A 14,745-nucleotide genomic window follows, 5' to 3' on the forward strand; every position below is an offset into this window, starting at 1 on the left:
GAGGGGCCGACGCTCCCGGCACGGCGGCGGCGACGGAACGTCCCCCGGCCCGCCCAGACGACGTCCGTCCGCAGCGCGCTGGGTACCGCCCGGCGCGGAGCACCAGGCCCGGGCTCCCCCGCGGCAGCGGATCAGGTCTCGTCCAGCCGCCGCTTGTCCTGCTCGTCCCACGCCCGCGTGTCCCGGGGCTCGGTGTACGGCTCGGCCTCGGGCGGGTGGCCGCCGGCGATGGCGCGCTGGCGGACGGTCTCGGCGTCGAACTCCAGGCCCAGCAGGATGGCCAGGTTGCTGACCCACAGCCACACCAGGAAGACGATCACGCCGGCCATCGTGCCGTACGTCTTGTTGTACGAGGCGAAGTTGGCGACGTAGAACGCGAAGGCCGCGGAGGCCACCAGCCAGACCACGAGGGCGAGCAGGCTGCCCGGGGTGATCCAGCGGAACCCCTTGACCTTGGCGTTCGGGGTGGCCCAGTAGAGGATCGCGATCATGACGGTGACCAGGACGACGAGGACCGGCCACTTGGCGATCGACCACACGGTCAGGGCGCTGTCCCCGATGCCGAGCATGTTCCCGGCCTGCCGGGCCAGGCCGCCGGTGAAGACCACGATCAGGGAGCTGGCCACGGCCAGGATCATCAGGACCACCGTCACGCCCACGCGGATCGGCAGCACCTTCCACACGGGGCGGCCCTCGGGCATGTCGTAGACGGCGTTGGCCGAGCGGATGAAGGCCGCCACATAGCCGGAGGCCGACCAGACCGCCAGCACCAGGCCGACGATCGCGACCAGCGAGCCCGTGCCGCCGGTGCCCTGCAACTGCTTCACGGCCTGCGTGATGATGTCGCGCACCGAACCGGGCGCGATCTGCCGCAGATTGTCCAGCACCTTGTCGGAGGTGGACCTGCCCGTGATGCCGAGGAGGGAGACCAGGACCAGGAGCGCCGGGAACAGGGACAGCACACCGTAGTAGGTCAGTGCGGCGGCGCGGTCGGTGAGCTCGTCGTCCTTGAACTCCCGCAGGCTGCCCTTGAGCACCGCTTTCCACGACCCTTTCGGCAGCTGGACCGGGGTGTCCGGGGCCTGCCGCTCGACCTGCTCGTCCGGGCCGAACCGGCCGTCCCGGTCGTCGCCGGGCCGCTCGTCGTGGTCGTCTCCGAGATGTGTTCGCTTGCCCATGGACAGCGGGTAACCCGCCTGCCCGCGAACAAGCACGCCGATCGGGTGAACTCCGCACGCATCGGCCCCCGCGGCCGCGCAGGCAGGTTCCTGCGCGGCCGCGGGGGCCGATGGGGGGGGGCGGCTCAGCGCGGCAGGAGCGGACCCAGCGGCCCGAGGTCGATGTTGAGGTCCTCGGGGGCGAGGTCGTAGCGCTCGCGCAACTCCGCCATCCGGTCCTCAAGCAGCATCAGGGTGAGGCCGATGCGGTCCTCCTGCTCCTCCGACAGGTCACCCGTGTCGAACCGGCGCAGGGCCTGGCGTTCCATCAGCTGCCGCAGCAGTTCGACGATGGTCAGGACCAGCTTCATCAGGTCCCGTTCCACCGTGTCCGGCTCGATCTGGATGCGGCCGCGCCCCTTCTCGACCTGGGGCGTCACAGCGTGTCCGCCGCAGGCCGAGCAGGTGTCCTGGCCGGCCTGCTCCGGCCGCGCGGCGGGGCGGTTCGTGTCGTCGTGCGTACTCACAGCATGTCCTCGAACGGGGAGGGGACGTTCTCGTTCACGGAGCTGATCAGGGCGTTCAGGTCGATCCGGACCAGGTCCACATCCGCGATGCGCAGCGTGACGTCGCCCGCGAGGACCACTCCCCCGGCGAGCAGCCGGTCGAGCAGGTCCACCAGGGCCACTTCACGCCGTTCGATGACGGTCATGACGCACCGCCCACCGAGGGCTCCGCCTCGTCCGGGCGCTCTTCCGGCGGCGCGGAGAAGGAGTACGCGGCCCACGGCCCGGTCAGCTCCACCCGCAGGCCGGGCTGTCCGTCCTTGGTCGCGTCGACGAGTTCCACGAAGGCCTCCGCCGTCGAACGGGGCACCAGATAGGCGCCGTTGAGGACGTTGCGCCCCGAGGTCTTGGCGAGTTCCGGATTCTGCGGCGGGTGGATGCGCGTCTCCGCGCTGCACTCCGAGAGCCGGTCGTGCAGACGCTGGGCGAACGTCTCCGCCTGCCGCCAGACCTGGTCGCGCCCGTCCCGCTCGGCGCGGCGCCGGCGCAGGTAGTCGCGGCCGGAGCCGGCGCCGAGGGACTGCGCGGAGACGCGCTCCCGCTGCCCGGCGCCCGGGGCCGGAGCGGCCTGCGCCGGCTGCTCCTCGACAAAGACCTTGACCCCCCACTCGACCCGGTCCGCGATCCGTTCCAGGGACGTACGGAACCGCTCCTGCTGCTCCTCCATCATGGCGCGCACGCCGCTGTCGTCGCGGAAGACGGTCGCGAGCCGCAGCGGCAGCGGGCTGGTGACGGCGGTGAGTGCGGCGATGACGTCCTGGTGGGCGCGGGCGGTGCCGGCGAGCCAGTCGAGGTTCTCCAGGTTGCGGCGCAGGGCGCTCTCGGAGAACTGGTCGGCCGGCACCTCGCTGACGACGGCCGTCAGACCGGCGTGGTGGATCCGGCGCGGCGCGGCGCCGCCGACGCCGGTCAGTTCCGCCGCGAGCGGGGCGTCCAGGGGGTCGCAGACCGCGTAGACGTACCGCAGTTCAGTCATGGCGCGACTCCTTCCCGGGGGCCGCTTCGAGCGCCTCGGAGGCACCGTCACCCTCCAGGGCGGCGAGCCGCTCGCGCAACTCGGCGTTCTCCCGGGCGAGTTCCTTGCGCCGGGCACCGGAGGAGAGGGACGGGTCGTCCTCCCACCAGTCGATGCCCATCTCCTTCGCCTTGTCGACCGAGGCGACGATGAGGCGCAGCTTGATGGTGAGCAGCTCTATGTCGAGCAGATTGATGCGGATGTCACCCGCGATCACGATGCCCTTGTCGAGGACCCGCTCCAGGATGTCGGCGAGGTTCGCCCCCGAACTCCCCCCGCCCAGGGGGGAGTCGGGGAAGCTGCTGGCGGTACTCATCAGCGGCTCCGCGCGGGCGCGTGCTCACGCTCGGGCTCGTCGGCCTCTTCAGCCTCGTCGTCCTCTTCAGGCTCGTCCTCGTCGTCCTCTTCAGGCTCGTCGGCCTCGTCCGCCGGGACCTCCTCGTCGGCGTACTCCTCGTCCGCCGGCTCGTCCTCGTCGGCGTACTCGACGTCGTCGTCCTCTTCGGCGTCCTCGGCCTCCGGCTCGTCCTCGTCGAGGTACTCGCCGTCCTCCGCGTCCTCGGCGTCCTCGACCTCGTCGTCCTCGGCCTCGTCGAGGTCCTCCGGTTCGCCGGCGTCGTCGTACGCCTCGCCGTCCGCCTCGTCCTCTTCCTCGTACGCGCCCTCGGGGGACTCCTCGTCCTGGTCGCGCGAGCGCTCCTCTTCCTCCTCGGCCAGGGCGTCGTCGTGGCTGCGGACCACCTCGCCGTCGCGGATCTCCCCGCGCCAGCCGTCGGTCGCCTCGCCCTTGATCGTGATGAAGCGCGCGAAGTGCTTCAGGTCGAGCCGGGCGCGCCGGCCCTGGGCCCGCCAGATGTTGCCGGTCTTCTCGAAGAGGCCCTTCGGGTAGTACTCGATGACGAGCAGGACCCGGGTGAGGCTGTCGCCCAGCTCATGGAAGGTGACGACACCCTTCGTGGTGCCCTTGGCCCCTTCGGAGCTCCAGCTGATGCGCTGGTCCGGCACCTGTTCCGTGGTGTGGGCCTTCCAGCTCCGGCTGGACCAGAAGATCTTCATCTGCCAGTCGGAGGAGACGTCGTCCGCGCGGTTGGCGTTCTTCACGCCGCGCGCGAAGGTCGAGAACTCCTGGTACTGCGTCCACTGGTCGTAGGCGGTGCGGACGTCCACACCGACGTCGATGCTCTCCAGGATGACGGTCGGCTTCTGGCCGGCGCCGGACTTGTTCTTGCCCTTGCCGCCCTTGTTGAACAGGCCCTTCACGCCGTCGACCACGTTGTCCTTGAGGTGGCTCGCGCCGGACTCGACGGCCGCGCGCACCGGGCCCTTCCCCTCGGCCAGCTTGCGGCCGCCGTCGAGGGCGAGCTTGCCGAAGCCGGGGCTGTTGCCGTCGGCTATGTCGTTGAGCTTGGTGGTCGCCTGGCCCAGTCTGCGGCCGACTCCGGTCAGCAGATGGGTGGCCTGCGCCGCGAGGTAGTCCTGCGCCTCGCTCTTCAGGCGGTCGGCCGCCTGGCTCTTGGCGAGGTCCTTGAGCGGGTTCGCCTTGGGCAGCTCAGCCATGGTCCTGTCCCCCCTTCGCGCCGCTGCGCGGGGTCCGCCGGGCGGTCCCGGCGGACTTCTTGGCGCCGCTGGACGTCTTCTTCGCGGTGCTCTTGCGCGCCCGCGTGCCCTGCTCCGCCGTGCGCCGGCCGGCCGGGGCGGACTTCTTGGCGGGGGTCCGCTTGCGCGGCGCCGGGCGGTCCTCGCCCGCGCCGTCCCGCGCCCGCGTGTCCTCGTCGTCGTCCCGGCCGGCCGTGTCCTCGCCGTCGTCGGCGTCAGCGTCGTCGGCGTCATCGGCGTTCTTTGCGCTCTCGCTGTCGCGGCCGCCGCCTTCGAGGCGGTCCCGGACTCCGGCCGTGCTGCTCTGCAGCTTGCTGGCCAGCCCCTCCATCTGCCGTTCGAGGATCGCGCCGGTGGCGGCCTTGCCGACACCGCGGAAGTCCTCGCGCAGCTGTCCGCCGATCTCCTGGAACTGGGGGTTCTTGTCCAGCTGGGTGCGGACCATGTCCAGGACGGCCTTGGGGCTCAGCTGCAACTTCTTGCCGGCGACCATGGTGCCGACGGCGAAGGCCAGCTTCATCTTCTTGGTACGCCCCAGGACGTACCCGGCGCCTACCGCCAGGCCGACTGCTGTTCGGTTCATGGTGTCGTCCGTTCCTGCACGTATCGCTGCACGCGCCTAGAGCTGTTCCGGCGTCACGCGCCTGTCTGTCTGTTCCGGGTGGCCTCGAGCCGGTCGAGGAGTTCGTCCTCCATCCGGTCGAACGTCTCCTCGTCGATCTCGCCCGCCTCCAACTGCTTCTCCAAGGCGGCCAGTTGGGCCTGGATGGCCGAGGGGTCGTAGTACTGCTTCTCCGCTTCGGCGACCACCTGGTCCAGGACCCACATGGAGCCCCGGACCGGAGCCAGCGGGAGCAGCAGCACCTCGCTCAGCAGCCCCATGGGGGCCTCATCCCGCGGCGGAGGCCGCCGGGGCCGCCTCCACGAAGCTGTAGGGCGGCAGCGGTCCGTTGACGCGGAAGATGATGTGGGGGGCGCCCTGCCGCAGCTCCTCGATCGCACCGAGCAGCCGCTCCGAGGAGCCCCGGTCCACGAGGAAGGAGAGGTTGGCGATCCAGCCGGTGCTGTCGGGGCCCGCGCTGACGTCGTCGGCGTGCGCCTCCAGCGCCGTACGGACCGTCTCGGCGTCCTGCGCCTCACGCGCCTGCACCGCCTTGGCGACGGCCTCGCCCAGCTGGAGCTTCTGCTCGTGGCTGCCGCCACCGGCGTCGCGGTTGCGCAGCGCGAGGGCCCGCACGTCGGCGTTCTCCGCCATCACGGTCTGCAGCACGGCCTCTTCGTCGTGCTGGACCTTGACGTTGTACTCCACGCGGTCGCGCAGGGCGGCGAGGCGCTCCTGGTAGTGGTCGACCCGCTCCTCGAGAGCGGCCGCGACCGCCGCGTCGTCCTGCGCGACGCTGCCGAAGCGCATGGGCAGGACGGTGCCACCGCCGCCGGCCTCGGAGAGGACGTTCTGGTGGGCGAGGAGGTCGCGCCGCTTGGGCCGGAGGTTCTCCGGGGCGTCGCTGACGATCGCGGCGAGGCCACCGCCCTTGACGATCCGGACGGCGAGCGCCGGGGATCCGATGCCCTCCATCCCGTCGGGCAGGCTCGGGTGGTCGGCATCGGCGATGCCGTAGACGTACGTGCTCACTCCTGCTCCTCCTTACGGCGGCTGGTGGTGCGGCGCTGACGCGGCCGGGACTCGCTCTGGCTCTCTTCACGAGCCTGCGAGAAGGCGTCCGATATGGTCTCCGCCGCGCCGGAGAGCGCGCCCTTGGTCTTGCCGCGGGAGCCGGACTCCATCGTGTCGCCGATGATGTCCGTCAGGCCCGACGGCTTCTTGCTGCCGGTCTCCAGGTCGAGGCGGTTGCACGCCTCCGCGAACCGCAGGTACGTGTCGACACTGGCGACCACGACACGAATGTCGATCTTCAGGATCTCGATGCCGACCAGCGAGACGCGGACGAACGCGTCGATCACCAGGCCACGGTCGAGGACCAGTTCGAGGACGTCGTAGAGACCACTGGTCCCGCCGCCCCCACCGCTCTGTTGGGTCGTTGCGACTGTCATGTTCTGTTCCTCCCTGTCGTTCGCCTTCGGGGAGCCGTCCGCCGGCCGCCCGTCGCGGGAGCGCCCGTGCCGGGCGCGGTCCGCGCGTCGGGGCCGCCCGGCGACGACCGGTCAGTTGCGGTCGTCGGAGCGTCCGCGCTCGTACCGCCTGAGCCGTCGGTAGCCGGTGAGCATCCCGTCGTGGTCGAGCGCGACCTCGTAACTGGCGAGCAGACTCATCGTGTCGGGGACCCTGGACAGCTCCAGGACCTCCACCTCCAGCAACCACCCGTCGTCGGTGGACCGGAACGATGAGACGGAATCGACCGATTTGCCGGTCAGCTCCATCAACTGCTCGCGCCCTTCACGGATCGCCTCGGTCGGACGGAGGCGCTTGCGCGGCGGGCTCTTGGGCGCCGCCCGCTTCCGTGTACCGCTCCCCTTCTTGGCAGGTTCCCTGCTCTTCGCGGGTTCCCTCGATGTGTCGTCGGACTCGTCGTCTGTGGCTTCAGATGTGTTGGTCATATCGATCTCCTCCCCGCGTGCCCTTGAATCCCTGGCCAAACCTTCACAGTTCTCGCGATTTTTCGACCGCGCTCCGGGCGGGTGGGCCACATCCCGGCTTCGGCGAACGAATGCCCCGCGAACGCCGTGTTACGACTCGCCCCCGCGCGCCGCCCCTGCCCCGGACCGCCCGCACCCGCGTGACGCCCGGTCAACTTCCGTGCCGTACAAGGAACATGAAATCCCCGACGCACATCTGTTGATCATGGAAGGCGCCGGTCGGGGCAGACGTCGGTCAGACGGATCCATGACGACGCGCGGGAGACCCAGTGCCGATACGCAAAACCAGGAGCGCCGCCGGCGGCCACCCCCGGACCGGAGAGGGGGCGTCGGGACCGCTCGTCGCCCTCGGTCTCGTCGGCGCCGTGCTCTGCGCCGTCGTCCTGCTCTTCCTGCGCTTCGCCGACTGGGCCGGCGGCCACCCGCTCACCGCCATGCTGTGCGCCCTGTTCGCCGTCCCCGTGCTCTACGTCCTGTTCCGCGCCATGCCGCGCAGCCGTGAGCTGCGCCGGGCCGCCCGCGCGGGCATGGCGCAGGCCGACCGCGAGCTGGCCGAGGCGGCGCGGACCTGCGAGGTCGCCGTGGCCGGCGCGCCCGTCCAGGACCGGGACACCGTGCGTCTCGTGCCGGACCCGGCCGCGGCGCACGACGGACTCACCGCTCGACTGCCGGACCCGGCGCCCGTGTTCAGCGACCTCGACCCGGACGGCTTCGAGGCCGCCGTGGCCGGGCTGTGCGAGCGGGACGGCTGCACGGACGTCGAGGTCGTGGGCGGCGCGGGCGACCTCGGCGCCGACGTCCTCGCGACCGCGCCCGACGGCCGCCGCGTCGTCGTGCAGTGCAAGCAGTACGGGCCCACGAACAAGGTCGGCTCGCAGGACCTCCAGCGCTTCGGCGGTACCTGCTGGACGGTGCACGGTGCCCAGCTCGCGGTCGTGGTGACCACCAGCGCGTTCACCGTGCCGGCCGAGGAGTACGCCGACGTGTGCGGCATCCGCCTGGTCGACGGCGAGGCGCTCACCGCATGGGCGCAGGGCGCGGGGCCGACGCCCTGGGGGCCGCTGATGGCGGACCGGGCGTGAGCGGTGCGCCGCGCCGCCGTACCGCTCATGACGTGCAGGTCTGAATCCCCGTACGGCGGACATCCGGAGGACATGCCAGAACAGCGGAGCGACCTCGACCAGCACGACGACCAGACAGACGACGCGACGCCGCCCGAGCCGGACGCGGCCGCGTCCTACGGTCCGTCCCCCGAAGTGGAGAAGGCCGCCCCCCACAGCCCCGCCGGTCTGAGCGGGCACGCGTGGGGCCAGGTGCTGCGCGGGAGCCTCCGCGAGTTCCAGAAGGAGGAGTTGACGGACCGGGCGGCCGCCCTGACGTACTACGCCGTCCTCTCCCTCTTCCCCGCCCTGCTGGTCCTGGTGGCGCTGCTCGGCGTGGTCGGTGAGTCCGCCACGCAGAAGGTGCTGGACAGCGTCGAGAAACTCGCGCCCGGTGCGGCGCGCGAGATACTCACCCAGGCCGTCGAGCAGTTGCAGGGCCGCTCCGGGACCGGTTCGGTGATGGCCGTGGTGGGTCTGGTGCTCGCCGTGTGGTCGGCGTCGGGGTACGTCGGCGCGTTCATGCGGACGGCGAACCAGATCTACCACGTCCCCGAGGGGCGGCCCCTGTGGAAGCTCCTGCCGCTGCGCCTCGGCATCACCGTGGCCCTGATGCTGCTCGCCGCCCTCAGCGCGCTCGTCGTGGTCTTCACCGGCGGGATCGCCCGGCGCGCCGGCTCCGTGTTCGGCGTGGGCGACACCGCGCTGACCGTCTGGTCCGTGGCCAAGTGGCCGCTGCTCGCCGTCCTCCTGGTGCTGATGATCGCCCTGCTGTACTGGGCCGCGCCCAATGTGAAGGGGCGCGGCTGGCTCTGGGTCACCCCGGGCGGCTGCCTCGCCCTAATCGTCTGGCTCGTGGCCTCGGCGGGCTTCACGCTGTACGCGGCCGGGTTCGCCTCCTACAACAAGACGTACGGCACGATGGCCGGTGTCATCGTCTTCCTGGTGTGGCTGTGGCTGAGCAGTCTGGCCATCCTGCTGGGGCTCGAGTTCGACGCCGAGATCGCCCGGCAGCGCGCGATCAGCGGCGGCCACCCGACGCAGGAGGAGCTGTTCATCAGGCCCCGGGACACCAGCGCCTGGGACGAACAGGACATCGAGCAGGTGCGGCAGAACCCCTGAGAACGGGGCGGGTGGTAACGCTTCGAGGGGGCATACGGGCGTCAACACACTTTCATCACAAGGGAGTTGTCATGTTCGCTATCGCCGCCGCCGTCCTCTTCTTCATCGCCTTCCTGATCAACGCCGCCGACATCTCGACGAACGACGTCTTCTCGTCGGTGAACCTCATGCTCCTCGGGCTCACCGCCGTCGCCCTGCATCTGGCCGGCGCGGGCGGCTGGGCGCGCTCCGGCTCCTCGCGCCGCCGCTGACGCCGCCCGCGGGGCGGCCGTCGCCACGTGGCCTTGATCACTGGCATCGGCCGCCGCATCCGGGGCAACCGGAAGGAGCCGTGCACCGGACGGCGCACCACCAGCCGATCTCAGCGAGGAACGCAGATGACAGTCCGCCACCACCGCAGCGACAGCAGCGCCGGCCGACAGGCACGCGGGCGCCGGGGAGCCGACGTCGAGACCTTCGCGGCCTTCGGGTCCGCCGACGCCGAGCTCGACACGGCGTGCTGTTCGGCGTGGTTCGTCTCGCGCCGCGCGGAGCACGAGGTGCTGTGCGCCGCGCGGCGCTCGCACCTCACCGCGGCCTGAGCGGCGGACTCCGGCCGCGTCGGCGGGCAGGCATGTCCGGGCGGATCCGGGGCAGTTGATGTTCCGTCGATCGTCCAGGACAACAGAACAGGAATGGTCTCGTGCACAACGCCGATCCGATGTTCATCCGGACCCTGCTGAGCCGTTACGCCGACGTGCAGCTGCGTTTCTCCGAGCGGCCCACCCAGGAACTGCGGTGGCTGCTCGACGACGTCAGCTACCAGCTGTGCGCCAGCACCGGGACGCGGACCGTGCGTGACGCTCTGATGGCCGCCGACGGTGTGCTGGAGCGCGCCGCGGCGGCCCGCTCCCGCTCCGGCGACGAGTCCCCCGCCGCCTGACCGCCGCCTTTCCGGCGGCTCACGGGTGCACCCGGGTCACGCAGGACCCGGGTGCACCCGCAGGTCCAGTTCCGCGGTGATCGTCTTCCCGCGCGGGCCGACCTCGACGCAGACGTGCGAGCTGAGCCGCTGGACCACCATCCAGCCGAAGCCGCCGGGCACGCTCGGCCGTGACGGGGCGCGACGGGGCACCCGGGGGCTGCGGTCGCTCACCCGCATCCACAGGGTGTCGCCCTGCAGGCCCGCGTCGAACCCGGTCGTCCCGCCCGCGTGGCGGATCGCGTTGGCCGTCAGCTCGGTGGCGACCAGTAGCGCGTCGTCGTGCAGCCGTCGCGCCTCGGGCAACGGAAGGCCGCAGCACACCTCCATGAGGACCCCGCTGACCTCCGCCCGTGCCTGCGCACAGGTCGTGCGCTCCGAAGCAGGTGTCCCGGGAACACTCATCAAGACGTGATCCTCCCTCTGTACACGTGCAAACACTGCACTCCGTCGTCGCTTGACTTCCGCTTTCCCAGCGCTGCTGCCCGCACACCCGCGCGAACGGGTGGGTCGCCCGGACCGTGTTCACACCCGTGAAAAACCGCTTCGACCTGGCCTTTCTTCGAAAAGTACGGGAGGGAAAGAACACAGCCGTTGCGTCCCTCAGGGGCCCGGGCATATGACAGGGTCGGGGCATGGCTAGTGACAGCGAGAACATCGAACTCACCCAGCAGGAGCGGGTGGCAGTCGTCATGTTGCGCCACGACATCGACCTGGAGGACGGAGCGGAGGTCACCGCTGTCTTCCAGCAGGCGCTGACCGGCACCGACACCGACGCCACCCTGCTGGACCTGGGCGGACTCAGCTTCGCCGACAGCACCTTGCTCAACCTGATCCTGCGGGCCAAGGCCGAGCACGACCAGGCGCGGCGGCCCTTCGTCCTGGCCGTCACCGAGGGCGGCGCCGTGCGGCGGCTCTTCGACATCACCGGCGTCACCGAGGTCCTGGGCCTGACCGGCACCCGGGCCGAGGCGCTGCGACGGATCGGGACGCTCCTCGACGGCGACGCGGACGCCGCCGCCCAGCCGGCCGAGCCCGGCTCGTAAGCCTGCTTGATCGTCCTACGGACGGGTAACCGAGCGTCATGTCCACCGAAATCTCCCCGCCCCCGAGCGGTTACGCGCAGCCCGTCGTCGACGCCCCGGCCCTGGCCGAGGTGCTCGACGGCGAGTACGCCGACATCCGCGACCTGGTCCGCGCCAATCTGACGCGGTACGCCTCCGTCCTCAGGGACGCCGAGGAGCTGGGTATCGACGCCTACCGCGACCGCGTACGGGACATCGTCGTCGAGATGGCGGCGACCGGCCAGACCGGGATGGGCTTTCCGAAGGAGTACGGCGGGGGCGGCTCCATCGGCGCCTCGATCGCCGCGTTCGAGACCCTTGCCTACGGGGATCTGTCGGTCCTGGTCAAGGTCGGTGTGCAGTTCGGGCTGTTCGGCGGCGCCATCGTGCAGCTGGGCACCGAGCGCCACCACGAGGCCTACCTTCCGGACCTGATCACCGGGGAGCTGCTGGGCTGCTTCGCGATGACCGAGACCGGCCACGGCTCGAACGTCCAGGCGCTCGGCACGGTCGCCACGTACGACGCCGAGAGCCAGGAATTCGTCCTCACCACCGGCGATGACCAGGCCCGCAAGGACTACATCGGCAACGCCGCGCGCCACGCACAGCTCGCCGTCGTCTTCGCGCAGCTGGAGGTGGGCGGCAAGGCGGAGGGCGTGCACGCCTTCGTGGTGCCGATCCGGGTCGACGGCGAGGTGGCGCCCGGCGTCCGGATCGAGGACGACGGCCGCAAGATGGGTCTGAACGGCGTGGACAACGGCCGCATCTGGTTCGACGGCGTCCGCGTGCCGCGCGAGGCACTGCTCAACAAGTTCGCCGACGTCACCCCCGAGGGCGTGTACACCAGCCCGATCGACCACCCCGGCCGCCGCTTCTTCACCATGCTCGGCACCCTCGTCCAGGGACGCGTCAGCGTGGGCGGCGGGGCGATCAACGCCGCGAAGGTCGCACTCGCGATCGCCACGAAGTACGCCGGCCGGCGCCGCCAGTTCAAGGCGGACTCCGACGCCGAGGAGCAGGTGCTCCTCGACTACGGCCTGCACCAGCGCCGGCTGCTGCCGCTCCTCGCCCGTACCTACGCGCTGCACTTCGCCCAGGACGTCGTCCGCACCGAGCTGCACGAGGTCTTCTCCGGCATCAAGGACGACGAGCAGAGCCGCCGGGAGCTGGAGTCGCGGGCCGCGGGGACCAAGGCACTCGGCACCTGGCACGCCACCCGGGTGATCCAGGAGTGCCGCGAGGCGTGCGGCGGCGCGGGCTATCTGGCGGTCAACCGGTTCGCCGCACTCAAGGCCGACAGCGACATCTTCACCACGTTCGAGGGCGACAACCACGTCCTGCTCCAGCTCGTGGCGAAGGGCCTGCTCACCGGGTACGCGAGCGAGTTCGGGGACATGGACCAGCTGGACATGGTCCGGTTCGTCACCGGTCTCGCGGTCGAGACGGTCATCGAGAAGACGTCCGCCCACAAGCTGCTGGAACGGGTACGGGACCTGCTGCCCGGCGGCGACGAGTGGGACCAGGAGGCGGGGCTCCTCGACTCCGAGTACCACCTCGCGATGCTCCGCTTCCGCGAGGAGCACATGCTCGCCGGCGCGGCCCGCCGGCTCAAGCGCGGCGTCGACCAGGGGGGCGGTCCCGGCGCGGTCTTCTCGCAGGTGCAGGACCACGTCATCGCGGTGGCCCACGCCCATGTGGAGCGGCTGGTCCTGGAGGCGTTCGTGGCCAAGGTGCGCATGCTGCCCGACGGGGACAACAAGGTGGCGCTCGGCCTGCTGTGCGACCTCTTCGCCCTGACGACGATCGAGTCGGACCGCGCCTGGTTCATGGAGCACGGCCGGCTCTCCGTGCGGCGCTCCAAGGCGATCAGCCGCGAGGTGAACGACCTCTGCCGCAAGGTCAGGCCCCTGGCCGGTGATCTGGTCGACGCCTGGGGCATCCCCGCGGAGCTGCTCCGCGCACCGGATCTGGTGGGCTGAGGGAACTGGAGAAGGGGGGCACGCCGCGGACGCGGAGTGCCCCCCTTCTCAGTCCAGGTAGTGCGCCTTCTCAGTCCAGGTAGTGCGCCCGGCCGTCCTCGTCGAGCCCGACCGGCCCCTCGGGCAGGAGACAGAACTCGTTGCCCTCGGGGTCCGCCATCACCAGGAACCCGCCGTCGTCGTACTCCGGGAGCCGACGGCCGCCCAGCTGTTCGATCCGGGCCTGTTCGGCGGCCGGGTCGGGCGTCTCGAGGTCGAGGTGGAGCCGGTTCTTGCCCGTCTTGGGAGCCTCGCCGCGCTGGAATCCCACGCCCAGGCCGCTCTCGTCGCGCCCCAGGAACACGTAGGGCCCGGTGCGCTTCTCGACCGGTCTGCCGAGCACCGCGGACCAGAAGGCGGCGAGCCGCTCCGGGTCGACGGCGTCGATGACCAGGCAGTTGATCCGCATGGGCGTCCCCTTCGCTCAGCCCGCTCCGGGCAGACGCACCGCGACGGTGCCGTCCGCGTCGATCCGGGTCTCGAAGCTCGGCTGCGGCGCGGTCGCCGGGCCCTTCGCCACGGAACCGTCGGCCAGACGGAAGACGCTGCCGTGCCAGGGACAGGTCACGCAGCCGTCCTCGACCGTCCCCTCCGAGAGCGGGCCCGCCAGGTGGCTGCACCGGTCGGCCAGCACATCCACGGTGCCGTCCTCGCCGCGTACCGCCACCACCGGCACCTCCCCCAGCATCCAGCGCACCGGCTTCCCGGGCGTCAGCTCGGCGACCGGGCCGAGCCGGTGCCAGCCGGGGGCGACCAGATGGGGCACGGGCTCGGTCTTGTTGGCCCCGGCCGCCTGCCGGTAGGCGAGGTGGCCGCCGATGAAGCCGCCGGCGCTCGCGCTCGCCAGACCGCCGAGCCCGAGGGCCCGGCCGAGCACGGGACGGCGCCCGCGCGCCACGAACGAGGCGCCGTAGAGCGAGACGGCGGTGACGTTGGCGGCGGCGTGCACGAGGCCGGTCCGCATCTGTTGTTCGTGCTGCTCCGCCCAGTCGGCCCAGCCGGCCAATGCTGCGGGCAGCGCCGCCAGGGTGCCGAGGCCCACCAGGAACCGGGCCGGCCGGCCCGCGCCCGGCACGAAGTCCAGGGCGGCCGCGGAGAGCCAGGCGCCCATCGGCACCTGCACGAGCACCGGGTGGAGCGGGTGGCCGAGCTGGCGGCCGTGGAGCACGTCGCGCAGGCCGCCGAGCGGGAGGGCCCGTACCGCCTTCTGCACGGGCGTCACGACCCGGTCGAGGGACTCGGCGTTCTCCACCCGTTCGAGCGCGTCGAGCGCCGAGCGCAGCAGACGGGGCACGAGAACGCGCACACGGGCGGTCGGCGACTGAGCGCCGGAGGCGATGGTCATGGCTGACGATTCTCCTGGTCGGTGCGGAACGGATCGGGCATCCCGTGGGCGGGCGCGAAGGGTTTCCCCGCAACGGCCCAGCACCCGTCGGCGGAGGCTCGGCGGCTCTGCCCGCTCTCCTGGGCCCAGCACCTGCGCAAGGTCATCGCGGCCGTCCTCGTGCCGTTCTCCGTCGCGGTCGTCGTCGGTCTGGTGGTCCTGTGGCC

The 14,745-nt window shown here is 71.4% G+C and carries 21 protein-coding genes and 1 pseudogene; 8 read left to right on the forward strand and 14 right to left on the reverse strand.

Annotated elements, in window-relative coordinates:
* Positions 1 to 131: 131 nt before the first annotated feature.
* From ABZY33_RS34610 to gvpO, 11 genes are all read right to left on the reverse strand, one after another.
* Entirely contained in the window at positions 132 to 1,178 is a 1,047-nt protein-coding gene (locus tag ABZY33_RS34610; RefSeq protein WP_356495686.1) for a YihY/virulence factor BrkB family protein, read from the reverse strand.
* 125 nt (positions 1,179 to 1,303) lie between these two features.
* Positions 1,304 to 1,597: a gas vesicle protein K gene (locus tag ABZY33_RS34615; protein WP_356495705.1), complete on the reverse strand. Its 294-nt coding sequence runs from the start codon at positions 1,595 to 1,597 to the stop codon at positions 1,304 to 1,306.
* Between the two features lie 83 nt (positions 1,598 to 1,680).
* Positions 1,681 to 1,869 (reverse strand): gas vesicle protein, encoded by a 189-nt coding sequence (locus tag ABZY33_RS34620; protein ID WP_324768917.1) that lies wholly within the window; start codon positions 1,867 to 1,869, stop codon positions 1,681 to 1,683.
* Positions 1,866 to 2,699 carry a GvpL/GvpF family gas vesicle protein gene (locus ABZY33_RS34625; RefSeq protein ID WP_356495687.1) on the reverse strand — a complete coding sequence of 278 codons (834 nt, stop codon included), beginning with the start codon at positions 2,697 to 2,699 and terminating at the stop codon, positions 1,866 to 1,868. Before ABZY33_RS34625 ends, ABZY33_RS34620 begins: the two co-directional genes overlap by 4 nt.
* Entirely contained in the window at positions 2,692 to 3,054 is a 363-nt protein-coding gene (locus ABZY33_RS34630) for a gas vesicle protein (RefSeq protein ID WP_356495688.1), read from the reverse strand. Before ABZY33_RS34630 ends, ABZY33_RS34625 begins: the two co-directional genes overlap by 8 nt.
* Entirely contained in the window at positions 3,054 to 4,295 is a 1,242-nt protein-coding gene (locus ABZY33_RS34635) for an SRPBCC family protein (protein ID WP_356495689.1), read from the reverse strand. The genes ABZY33_RS34630 and ABZY33_RS34635 overlap by 1 nt, the downstream gene beginning before the upstream one ends.
* Positions 4,288 to 4,917, reverse strand: coding sequence for a DNA primase (locus ABZY33_RS34640; protein ID WP_356495690.1), 630 nt, complete (start codon positions 4,915 to 4,917; stop codon positions 4,288 to 4,290). Before ABZY33_RS34640 ends, ABZY33_RS34635 begins: the two co-directional genes overlap by 8 nt.
* A gap of 53 nt (positions 4,918 to 4,970) precedes the next feature.
* A complete protein-coding gene (locus ABZY33_RS34645) occupies positions 4,971 to 5,216 on the reverse strand; it encodes a gas vesicle protein GvpG (protein ID WP_356495691.1) in 246 nt (81 codons plus the stop codon).
* A gap of 7 nt (positions 5,217 to 5,223) precedes the next feature.
* The gene (locus ABZY33_RS34650; protein ID WP_356495692.1) at positions 5,224 to 5,967 is read right to left on the reverse strand and encodes a GvpL/GvpF family gas vesicle protein; all 744 of its coding nucleotides are present in this window, start codon (positions 5,965 to 5,967) and stop codon (positions 5,224 to 5,226) included.
* On the reverse strand, positions 5,964 to 6,386 hold the full coding sequence (locus ABZY33_RS34655) for a gas vesicle structural protein GvpA (protein ID WP_356495693.1): 423 nt from the start codon (positions 6,384 to 6,386) through the stop codon (positions 5,964 to 5,966). Before ABZY33_RS34655 ends, ABZY33_RS34650 begins: the two co-directional genes overlap by 4 nt.
* Positions 6,387 to 6,497: 111 nt before the next feature.
* The gene (gvpO, locus tag ABZY33_RS34660) at positions 6,498 to 6,890 is read right to left on the reverse strand and encodes a gas vesicle protein GvpO (RefSeq protein ID WP_356495694.1); all 393 of its coding nucleotides are present in this window, start codon (positions 6,888 to 6,890) and stop codon (positions 6,498 to 6,500) included.
* 308 nt (positions 6,891 to 7,198) lie between these two features.
* Here gvpO and ABZY33_RS34665 point away from each other — a divergent pair, with 308 nt between their 5' ends.
* The 5 genes from ABZY33_RS34665 to ABZY33_RS34685 all read left to right on the forward strand — a co-directional run bounded on the left by ABZY33_RS34665 (position 7,199) and on the right by ABZY33_RS34685 (position 10,073).
* Positions 7,199 to 8,011: a restriction endonuclease gene (locus ABZY33_RS34665; protein ID WP_356495695.1), complete on the forward strand. Its 813-nt coding sequence runs from the start codon at positions 7,199 to 7,201 to the stop codon at positions 8,009 to 8,011.
* A 72-nt stretch (positions 8,012 to 8,083) separates the two neighbouring features.
* On the forward strand, positions 8,084 to 9,151 hold the full coding sequence (locus tag ABZY33_RS34670; RefSeq protein ID WP_356495696.1) for a YihY/virulence factor BrkB family protein: 1,068 nt from the start codon (positions 8,084 to 8,086) through the stop codon (positions 9,149 to 9,151).
* Between the two features lie 71 nt (positions 9,152 to 9,222).
* Positions 9,223 to 9,402, forward strand: a complete 180-nt coding sequence (locus ABZY33_RS34675) for a hypothetical protein (RefSeq protein ID WP_356495697.1) — start codon at positions 9,223 to 9,225, stop codon at positions 9,400 to 9,402.
* A gap of 126 nt (positions 9,403 to 9,528) precedes the next feature.
* Complete coding sequence (locus tag ABZY33_RS34680; RefSeq protein ID WP_356495698.1) at positions 9,529 to 9,732, forward strand: hypothetical protein; 204 nt, start codon at positions 9,529 to 9,531, stop codon at positions 9,730 to 9,732.
* Positions 9,733 to 9,833: 101 nt separating this feature from the next.
* Positions 9,834 to 10,073 (forward strand): DUF5133 domain-containing protein, encoded by a 240-nt coding sequence (locus ABZY33_RS34685; RefSeq protein ID WP_356495699.1) that lies wholly within the window; start codon positions 9,834 to 9,836, stop codon positions 10,071 to 10,073.
* Positions 10,074 to 10,109: 36 nt separating this feature from the next.
* Here the strand turns inward: ABZY33_RS34685 and ABZY33_RS34690 are convergent, their stop codons facing one another.
* Positions 10,110 to 10,517 carry an ATP-binding protein gene (locus ABZY33_RS34690; protein ID WP_356495700.1) on the reverse strand — a complete coding sequence of 136 codons (408 nt, stop codon included), beginning with the start codon at positions 10,515 to 10,517 and terminating at the stop codon, positions 10,110 to 10,112.
* A 230-nt stretch (positions 10,518 to 10,747) separates the two neighbouring features.
* Here ABZY33_RS34690 and ABZY33_RS34695 point away from each other — a divergent pair, with 230 nt between their 5' ends.
* Positions 10,748 to 11,158: an STAS domain-containing protein gene (locus ABZY33_RS34695; protein WP_356495701.1), complete on the forward strand. Its 411-nt coding sequence runs from the start codon at positions 10,748 to 10,750 to the stop codon at positions 11,156 to 11,158.
* Between the two features lie 38 nt (positions 11,159 to 11,196).
* Complete coding sequence (locus tag ABZY33_RS34700; protein WP_356495702.1) at positions 11,197 to 13,155, forward strand: acyl-CoA dehydrogenase; 1,959 nt, start codon at positions 11,197 to 11,199, stop codon at positions 13,153 to 13,155.
* Positions 13,156 to 13,225: 70 nt separating this feature from the next.
* Here ABZY33_RS34700 and ABZY33_RS34705 read toward each other — a convergent pair whose 3' ends face one another.
* The gene (locus tag ABZY33_RS34705; protein ID WP_356495703.1) at positions 13,226 to 13,603 is read right to left on the reverse strand and encodes a VOC family protein; all 378 of its coding nucleotides are present in this window, start codon (positions 13,601 to 13,603) and stop codon (positions 13,226 to 13,228) included.
* 15 nt (positions 13,604 to 13,618) lie between these two features.
* Positions 13,619 to 14,539 carry a Rieske (2Fe-2S) protein gene (locus ABZY33_RS34710; RefSeq protein ID WP_356495704.1) on the reverse strand — a complete coding sequence of 307 codons (921 nt, stop codon included), beginning with the start codon at positions 14,537 to 14,539 and terminating at the stop codon, positions 13,619 to 13,621.
* Between the two features lie 21 nt (positions 14,540 to 14,560).
* Between ABZY33_RS34710 and ABZY33_RS34715 the strand changes: the two are divergent.
* Positions 14,561 to 14,745 (forward strand): annotated as a pseudogene (locus ABZY33_RS34715) (hypothetical protein); the annotation flags it as partial.

Source organism: Streptomyces sp. NPDC006552 (assembly GCF_040611655.1).
Classification (GTDB): domain Bacteria; phylum Actinomycetota; class Actinomycetes; order Streptomycetales; family Streptomycetaceae; genus Streptomyces.